The following is a 7,958-nucleotide window of genomic DNA, read 5'->3' as shown; positions in this document are numbered from 1 at the left end:
TGGGTGATGGGGGCAGGGACAGCAGAACGCCCATCGCGACTCGTGATCGCGATGGGCGTTCGCACCGTATGACCGGCGGCGGCGGGCGAAGCCCACCCCCGTAGGCGTCGCCCGCTCGCGCCGCCGGTCCAAACAGGTGGCCACCGTCCCCCAACGGTGTTGTTCCACCCGTCCCCTGCGCCTCACTCGGTGCACGGATCTGATCGATCCACCGCTCCCCCGAACGGTTCCAAGCGTGGCGCGGTGCAATAAAGTTAGTTCGCCCGGGATTACGAAGACAACCTGGATGGGCTGTCTCGCCGGTCACAGCTCCGGTGTCCCACCGGGAGTACCGTCACTTCGGGCCTCGGTGATGGCCAACAGCGCTTACCCGTCGACCATTCCCCCAAACACGTCAGGCGTCCTCACGATCGGGCGATTCGGTACGGAAGAAGTTGCTCGGCCGGCCGTCACGGAGCTGCTCCTGGTAGATCAGGTTCAGCTTCCGCTCGTCGAAGGTCCGGAACCACTCGTCCCAGGTGATCTCACGTACCCGGCTGCTCTCGCGGTAACCGGGCATGTTGAAGGTGAGCACGCCGGCCCGCCCCTCCCGCTCGGTGCCCGCGATCGTCGCCGGTGCGGCGCCGCGCTCCCGCGCCCAGTTGCGGATCACGTCGTGGTTGGTGGTCACCAGGCTTCGGCCGGGGCGCTCCGGCCGGTCGGCGGTGGACGAGATGAGCTGGGAGGAGCGCACCGACCGCGAGGTGCTCCGCCCTGTCCGGACACCGGTCGCCGTACCGCCACGCGTCGTGCCCGCCCGCGACCACGCCGACGCGGACGCGCGGGCCGCCGACGTGGTCTTCTTCGCCGGGGCCGCCTTCGCGGCGGCCTTCCTGGCCGGAGCCCGCTTCGCCGCAGCCTTCGCCGGCGGAGCCGTCTTCCTCGCCGCCGTCTTCGCCGCCGGAGCCCTCGTCGCCGCAGCCGTCCTCTTCGCCGCGGGTGCCCTCGTCGCCGCAGCCGTCCTCTTCGCCGCGGGGACCCTCTTCGCAGCCGCCGTCTTCTTCGCCGCGGGTGCCTTCTTCGCCGCCGGGGCCGTCTTCTTCGCAGCCGCCTTCTTCGCAGCCGCCTTCTTCGCCGGGGCGGCCTTGTTCGCCGCCTGTGCCCGGCCCGGGGCGGCCTTGTTCGCCGCCCGGCCCGATGCCGCCTTCTTCGTGGCAGCGGCCCGTCCGGCGGACGCCCGTGTCCCCGTCGCCCGGCCGGCGGGCCCGGTGCTGCGACGCGCGGCACCGCCCGAAGGCCGCTCCGCCCGCAGGGTCTTTGCCAGCGTCTTCACCAGTTCGGGCTTGCGCAGGGCGGAGATGCCGGAGACCCCGCGCTTGCGCAGCTGCCCCCGGATCTCGTCCACCTTCATCCCGGAGATCTCGGATTCGGAGATCGACGGGGTGTTCGGGGTCTGGTTGCCCGGCTGCCGTTTCGTCCTGGTCGCAGTCCCGCCGCGACCTGAGCTGTTCCGCTGAGCCATGGGACGCTCACGCTCCTCGACAGTTGGTCCTCGGCGCGCGGCGGGTCCCAGTGCCGCACCGCGCGGTGCGGCATACCCGTCAGGACCGGTCCGAACCTCCGACCGGGGCACCCGTGGTCCAGGCCGGTCGACGGACGCGGCCAGGGCCATCCCGGCGAGCACGACCCGAGGCGGTCGTCGACGGCACCCCCGGTCGGCCCGGCGGCACCGGTACGGCCCGACGGCATCCGACTGCCCAGCGGCACCAGGCTGCCCAACGGCAGCCTGCTGCCGACGGCACCGGGCTGCCGGACGGCGCCCGATGCCCGGCCGCAGCTGACTGCCCGACGGCGACCGGCTACGCGGCTATGCGGCTGCACCCGGCTGCGCGGCCGCGACCCGACCTACCCTGCGGCGCCCGGCTGCCCGGCCGCGACCCGACCTACCCTGCGGCGCCCGGCTGCCCGGCCGCGACCCGACCTACCCAGTTGCGCCCGGCTGCCCGGCCGCGCCCGGGGACGGCTCGAAGAGATGGGCGAACGCCGCGAGGTTGGCGGTGGACTCGCCCCGCTTGACGCGCCACTCCCACTCCCGCCGGATCGAGCTGCCGAAGCCGATCTCCAGCATCGTGTCGAAGGACTCGTCGGCGTACGTCAGCACCGCGCCCAGGAGCCGGTCCAGCTCGTCGGCGTCGATCCCGGTCGGATTGACGCGACCGGTCAGGTAGACGTCGCCGACCGCGTCGACGGAGAACGAGACGCCGTACATGCGGGCGTTGCGCTGCAACAGCCAGGCCCACAGTTCCTCGCGCCGCTCGTCCGGCTGGCGCATCACGAACGCCTCGATCCGCAGCGCGTGCTCGCCGAGGATGAGGTTGCAGACCGTCTTCAGCTTGTGGGTGCCCGGCAGCGTGACCGCGTACGAGCCCGGGCCGGTCGACTCCCAGGCCAGCTCCCGCTCGTCGCAGACCGACTCGATCAGGGCCGCAAGATCACTCTTCCCGCTCATCGGATCCACTCTACGGCCGGCACCGCCCCGGCACCGGACGACGACGGCTGGCACGACAGCAGCCGGCACCAGGCGACAACGGCCAACGCGACAGCGGCAGGCACCAGGCAACAGCGGCGGGCACCAGGCGACAGCGGCCGGCGACGACGGCCGGCACGAGAGCGGCCGGCTCAGGCAACGACGGTCGACACCAGGCGACGATGGTCGGCGCGCGAACGCAGGCCGGCAGGTCGACGCGCGAGCCGTCACCAGGAGCAGGACATCGCCGGGCCGCAGGCCAGCTCGGAGGCGAGCCGGGCCCGGTGCGCGGCGATGGCCTCGCCGTAGACGGTGAGCAGCCCGGAGGCGGTGCGGTGCCAGGAGAAGTTGCGGGCGTGCCGCGCGGCGCCCCGGGCCAGCTCGGCGCGGTGGGCCCGGTCCGGCAGCAGGCGGCCGAGCGTACGGGCCCAGTCGACCGGGTCGTGGCCGTCGATCAGCACGCCGCTGACCTGGTCCCGCACGGCGGTCACGAGGCCGCCGACGGCGGCGGCCACCACCGGCGTACCGCAGGCCTGCGCCTCCAGGGCGACCAGGCCGAAGGACTCGTTGTACGACGGCACCGCGACCAAGTCGGCGGCCCGGTACAGGGCGGGCAGGTCGTCACCGGTCTGCGGGGGCAGGAAACACACCCGGTCGGCGACGCCGAGCGTGCCGGCCAGCTCCATCAGGGCGGTCGGCCGGTCCAGCCCGCTGCCGCTGGGGCCCCCGCAGATCACCACGGTCACCTGGTCGGCGAGGACCGGGTCGCGCTCGCGCAGCGCGGCCACCGCGCGGATGAGCACGTCCGGGGCCTTCAGCGGCTGGATGCGGCCGACGAAGGCCACCACGTAGCCGGTGGCGGGCAGCCCGAGCCGGCGGCGGGCCTCGACGGCGACGCGGTCGCGGTTCCCCGGGGCCGGGCGGAACCGGTCCAGGTCCACGCCGGGCTCGACCACGGCGACGCGGGCCGGATCGGCGTCGTACCGGTCGATGAGGTCACGGGCCTCGACCGTCGTGTTCGCGACCAGCCGGTCGGCCTCGGTGACCACCTGTTCCTCGCCGATGACGCGGGCCTTCGGTTCGGGCCGGTCCCCGGCGGCGAGCTGGGCGTTCTTGACCTTCGCCAGCGTGTGCGCGGTGTGCACCAGCGGCACCCCCCAGCGCTCCTTCGCCAGCCAGCCGACCTGGCCGGAGAGCCAGTAGTGGGAGTGGATCAGGTCGTAGTGGCCCGGGGGCCGGGACGCCTCGGTGCGGAGCACGCCGGCGGTGAAGGCGCAGAGCTGCCCCGGCAACTCCTCCTTGGTGAGCCCTTCGAGGGGGCCGGAGGTGACGTGCCGGACGTGCACGCCGGGTGCCGTCTCGACCACCGGGGGCAGGTCGCCGGAGGTGGCCCGGGTGAAGATCTCCACCTCGACGTCCGCCTCGGCCAGCCGCCGGGCGACCTCCAGGATGTAGACGTTCATGCCGCCGGCGTCGCCGGTGCCCGGCTGGTGCAGGGGTGAGGTGTGCACCGAGAGCGTCGCGATCCGTCGGGGGCGGGGCCACGGGCGCGCACCGCGCTGACGACCCACACCGGTGTGCAACTCCGCCACGTCCGCTCCCCTTTGTCACGGTTTCTGCCGTCCGCACGCCCGGCGCCCTTCGGACAACGTCCCCGGCCGATGTCATCTTCCCCATCGGGCACCCGTAATGCGCCGGGGCGGCGCCCGGGCGTGACGGACCTCATCACCACGCCGCCGGCACCCGCCCCGGTGGCCCGGGGGAGAATGGCCGGATGACCTCTGTCGCCGTCGTCACCGGAGCTTCCAGCGGAATCGGGGCGGCCACCGCCCGCCGGCTCGCCGCCGAGGGGTTCCACGTCCTCGCCGCCGCGCGGCGTACCGACCGGTTGGCCGCCCTGGTCGCCGAGATCCAGGCCGCGGGGGGCGCGGCCACCGCCGTGGCCTGCGACGTCACCTCCGACGAGTCGGTGGCCGGCCTGGCCGACGCGGCGGCGGCCCTGGGCCCGGTCACCCTCCTGGTCAACAACGCCGGCGGCGCGCGCGGCCTGGACCCGGTCGAGTCCGGGTCGGTCGGCGACTGGCAGTGGATGTACGACGTCAACGTGCTCGGCACGCTGCGCGTCACCCAGGCGCTGCTGCCCGCGCTGGAGGCGTCCGGGGCCGGCACCATCGTGGTCGTCTCCTCGACCGCCGGCTTCACCGTGTACGAGGGCGGGGGCGGCTACGCCGCCGCGAAGCACGCGCAGACGGCGATCGCCGGCACGCTGCGGCTGGAACTCTGCGGCCGGCCGGTGCGCGTGATCGAGATCGATCCGGGCATGGTCCGCACCGACGAGTTCGGGCTGGTCCGCTTCGCGGGGGACGCCGAGCGGGCGGCGGCGGTCTACGCCGGGGTCGCCGAGCCGCTGGTCGCCGAGGACGTCGCCGACTGCGTCGCCTGGTGCGCGACGCGCCCGCAGCACGTCAACGTGGACCGCCTCGTCGTACGGCCGCTGGCCCAGGCCGCCCAGCACAAGGTGCACCGGGTCGGCTGAGCCGGCCCGGACGGTCGCGGACGATGGCGGGCACGGCGCGGCACCGGCCGCTGGGCGTGGTGACCCGGGGGACGACGAACCCGAACCGGCTCCGCCGGGTGGACAACTGGATCGTCGAGACCTGCGGGGAGGCGCTGCGCGAGGCGGCCGACCCGCTGGTGGTGGACCTCGGCTACGGCGCCAGCCCGGTGACCGCCGTCGAACTGCGCAGCCGGCTCGCCACCGCGGTCCGCCCCGACGTGCGGGTCGTCGGGCTGGAGATCGATCCGGTACGCGTCGCCGCCGCCCAGCCGTCCGCCGACCCGCCCCGGCTCACCTTCGCCCGGGGCGGGTTCGAGCTGGCCGGGCTGCGGCCCGCCCTGGTCCGCGCGTTCAACGTCCTGCGCCAGTACGACGAGCGCGAGGTCGCCGACGCCTGGCGCACCATGACCGCCGGGCTGGCCCCGGGCGGGCTGCTGGTCGAGGGCACCTGCGACGAGTTGGGGCGGCTCGGCGGCTGGCTGCTCATCGACGCCGACGGCCCCCGTACGCTCACCCTCGCCGCGAAGCTCACCACCCTGGAGACTCCGGCGGAGCTGGCCGAACGGCTGCCCAAGGCGCTGATCCACCGCAACGTCCCCGGCGAGCGGATCCACGACCTGATCCGGGCGCTCGACGATGCCTGGCACGCTGCCGCCGGCTACGCCCCGTACGGCCCGCGCCAACGCTGGCTGCGCGCGGTCGCCGCGGTCCGTGCGGCGGGCTGGCCGGTCCTGGACGGCCCCCGCCGCTGGCGCCACGGCGAACTCACCCTCCCCTGGCCCGAGATCGCCCCCACCTGACGGCTGCCCGGCGGCGGGTCAGATGGTGCAGTTGACGAGGACCGGTTCGGGGTGCAGGGTCACGCCGAAGCGGTCGTGGACGCCGTCGCGGATCTCCCGGGCCAGCTCGACCAGGGACGCGGTGCTGGCGGTGCCGCTGCGGTTGGTCAGGGCGAGGGTGTGCTTGCTGGAGATGGCGACGCCCTCCGGCCCCGGGTGACCCTTGCCGAAGCCGGCCCGGTCGATCAGCCAGGCGGCGCTGACCTTGACCATGTCCCCGGGGCAGGGCCAGGACGGCGGCTCGCCGAGGTCGGCGGCGCGCTCCCGCAGCAGCTCGTACGCGGCGGCGTCCAGCACGGGGTTGGTGAAGAACGAGCCGACGGAGCGGGTGTCCGGGTCGGCCGCGTCGAGCACCATGCCCTTGCCGGCGCGCAGCCGCAGGACCGTGGCCCGGGCGTCGGCCAGCGGCACCCGGTCCCCCACCTGCACGCCGAGCGCCCGGGCCAGTTCCGCGTAGCGCACAGGGCCGGACAGCGGCGAGCGGGCGAGCCGGAAGTCGACGGAGAGCACCACCCAGCGGTCGCTGTACTTGAAGATGCTGGACCGGTACGCGAACCCGCAGTCGGCGGCGTCGATCCGCCCGACGGTCCCCTCGACCCGGTCGTGGACTCCGACGCCGACGATGGTCTCGGCGACCTCCTGGCCGTACGCGCCGACGTTCTGGATGGGGGTGGCGCCGGTCGAGCCGGGGATGCCGGAGAGGCACTCCAGGCCGGACCAGCCGTTGGCGACGGTGGTGGCGACCAGCTCGTCCCAGGGCTCGCCGGCCTCGACGCGTACGGTGACGGTGTCGGCGTCCTCGGCGACCACTCGCACGCCCCGGGAGCGCACCAGGACGACGGTGCCGGGGAAGCCGGCGTCCCCGATCACGACGTTGCTGCCCCCGGCGAGAAGCAGGACCTGCTCGTCGCGTCCGGCCGCCTCCCGCACGGCCCGCACGATCGCGTCGGCGTCGGTGCCGGCGACGACACGGCCGGCGGGACCGCCCAGGCGTAGGGTGGTGTATCGCGCCAGGTCGCACGTCGTGGCGGGTTCGGTTCCGGTTGTCGGCTGGGCGTAGACGTCTGACACGCCTTTCACCCTAGGCTGAGGGGTAGCCGTGGCGCCCACTGGTGGCCCGGTCACCCCCGGGAGGATGGCGATGAGCAGACTGCACGCAACGAAGGACTTCTGGTTGGGAGCGCTCCGGGCGGAGGGCCCGGCGTTCGCCGCCGCCGTCGCGGAAGCCCCGCCGGAGACACCGGTGCTGTCCTGTCCCGGCTGGACGGTCGCCGACCTGACCCTGCACCTCACCTCCCTCTACCGCTGGGTGCACTCGTTCGCGGGCACCGGCGCGGCCGCCCCGTCGCCCGGCAGGCCCGAGCCGGTCGAGCTGGAGCCGGGCGTCGCGGCGCTCCAGCTCTGGCAGCAGGCGTACGACCGGCTGATGACCCTCTTCGACGGCCTCGACCCGGAGGCCCCGGCGTGGAACTGGGCGCCGCAGCCGAAGAAGGCGGGCTTCTGGCCGCGCCGGATGGCGCACGAGACCGCGGTGCACCGGTGGGACGCCCAGCTCGCCATCGCGGCGGGCGAGCCGGTCGAGGCGAAGCTCGCCGCCGACGGGGTGAGCGAGATCCTGGACACCTGGCTGCCGGCCGGTCGGCGCCGCACGGCCGGCCAGTGGCGCGGGGTGGTGCAGATCTCCGCCGTCGACGCCGGTCAGGAGTGGTTCCTGCGGCTGCGTGGCGAGGGCGTGGCGCTGCTCGACACGGCCACCATCTTCGACCACGACGACCACCACGCGCGGGCGCAGGTCAGCGGCACCGCGAGCGACCTGCTGCTGGCGCTCTGGGGCCGGGTCGGCCTCGACACGTTGGATGTGGCCGGCGACCGGGCCCTGCTGGAGGGCCTCCGCGTCGGCTGATCCACCGCCGCGCGGAGCCGGGCCCCGAGGGCTCCGCGCAGTCCCATCGCACGTACCGAGAGAGTGGCCCCCCGGCACAGGCGGCCACTCTCTTTGCGTCCGGTCTCGATCGGCAACCGGCGGAGAGCGCTCTCTTGACACCGGACCGGACCA

The 7,958-nt window shown here is 74.5% G+C and carries 7 protein-coding genes; 3 read left to right on the top strand and 4 right to left on the bottom strand.

All coding sequences use genetic code 11. From position 1 onward, the window contains the following. Positions 1-394: 394 nt before the first annotated feature. The 3 genes from RM555_RS12080 to mshA all read right to left on the bottom strand — a co-directional run bounded on the left by RM555_RS12080 (position 395) and on the right by mshA (position 4,098). Entirely contained in the window at positions 395-1,291 is an 897-nt protein-coding gene (locus RM555_RS12080) for a hypothetical protein (protein ID WP_396888742.1), read from the bottom strand. Between the two features lie 669 nt (positions 1,292-1,960). Continuing rightward, positions 1,961-2,488, bottom strand: a complete 528-nt coding sequence (locus tag RM555_RS12075; RefSeq protein ID WP_311411812.1) for a type III secretion system chaperone family protein — start codon at positions 2,486-2,488, stop codon at positions 1,961-1,963. A 245-nt stretch (positions 2,489-2,733) separates the two neighbouring features. Further along, positions 2,734-4,098: a D-inositol-3-phosphate glycosyltransferase gene (gene mshA / locus RM555_RS12070; RefSeq protein WP_311411811.1), complete on the bottom strand. Its 1,365-nt coding sequence runs from the start codon at positions 4,096-4,098 to the stop codon at positions 2,734-2,736. Positions 4,099-4,280: 182 nt separating this feature from the next. Here mshA and RM555_RS12065 point away from each other — a divergent pair, with 182 nt between their 5' ends. Both RM555_RS12065 and RM555_RS12060 read left to right on the top strand, forming a co-directional pair. Continuing rightward, entirely contained in the window at positions 4,281-5,042 is a 762-nt protein-coding gene (locus RM555_RS12065; protein ID WP_311411810.1) for an SDR family NAD(P)-dependent oxidoreductase, read from the top strand. Positions 5,043-5,065: 23 nt separating this feature from the next. Then, positions 5,066-5,863, top strand: coding sequence for a class I SAM-dependent methyltransferase (locus tag RM555_RS12060; protein ID WP_311411809.1), 798 nt, complete (start codon positions 5,066-5,068; stop codon positions 5,861-5,863). A gap of 18 nt (positions 5,864-5,881) precedes the next feature. On the opposite strand, the gene RM555_RS12055 is transcribed toward RM555_RS12060, so the two are convergent. After that, a complete protein-coding gene (locus RM555_RS12055; RefSeq protein ID WP_311411808.1) occupies positions 5,882-6,973 on the bottom strand; it encodes a UDP-N-acetylmuramate dehydrogenase in 1,092 nt (363 codons plus the stop codon). A gap of 70 nt (positions 6,974-7,043) precedes the next feature. Between RM555_RS12055 and RM555_RS12050 the strand changes: the two genes are divergently transcribed. Continuing rightward, complete coding sequence (locus RM555_RS12050; protein WP_311411807.1) at positions 7,044-7,805, top strand: maleylpyruvate isomerase family mycothiol-dependent enzyme; 762 nt, start codon at positions 7,044-7,046, stop codon at positions 7,803-7,805. Positions 7,806-7,958: the final 153 nt, after the last annotated feature.

It is taken from the genome of Micromonospora reichwaldensis, from assembly GCF_031845925.1.
Lineage (GTDB): Bacteria > Actinomycetota > Actinomycetes > Mycobacteriales > Micromonosporaceae > Micromonospora > Micromonospora reichwaldensis.
The sequence above is the reverse complement of the archived record's forward strand: the minus strand, read 5'-3'. Positions and strand labels throughout refer to the sequence as shown.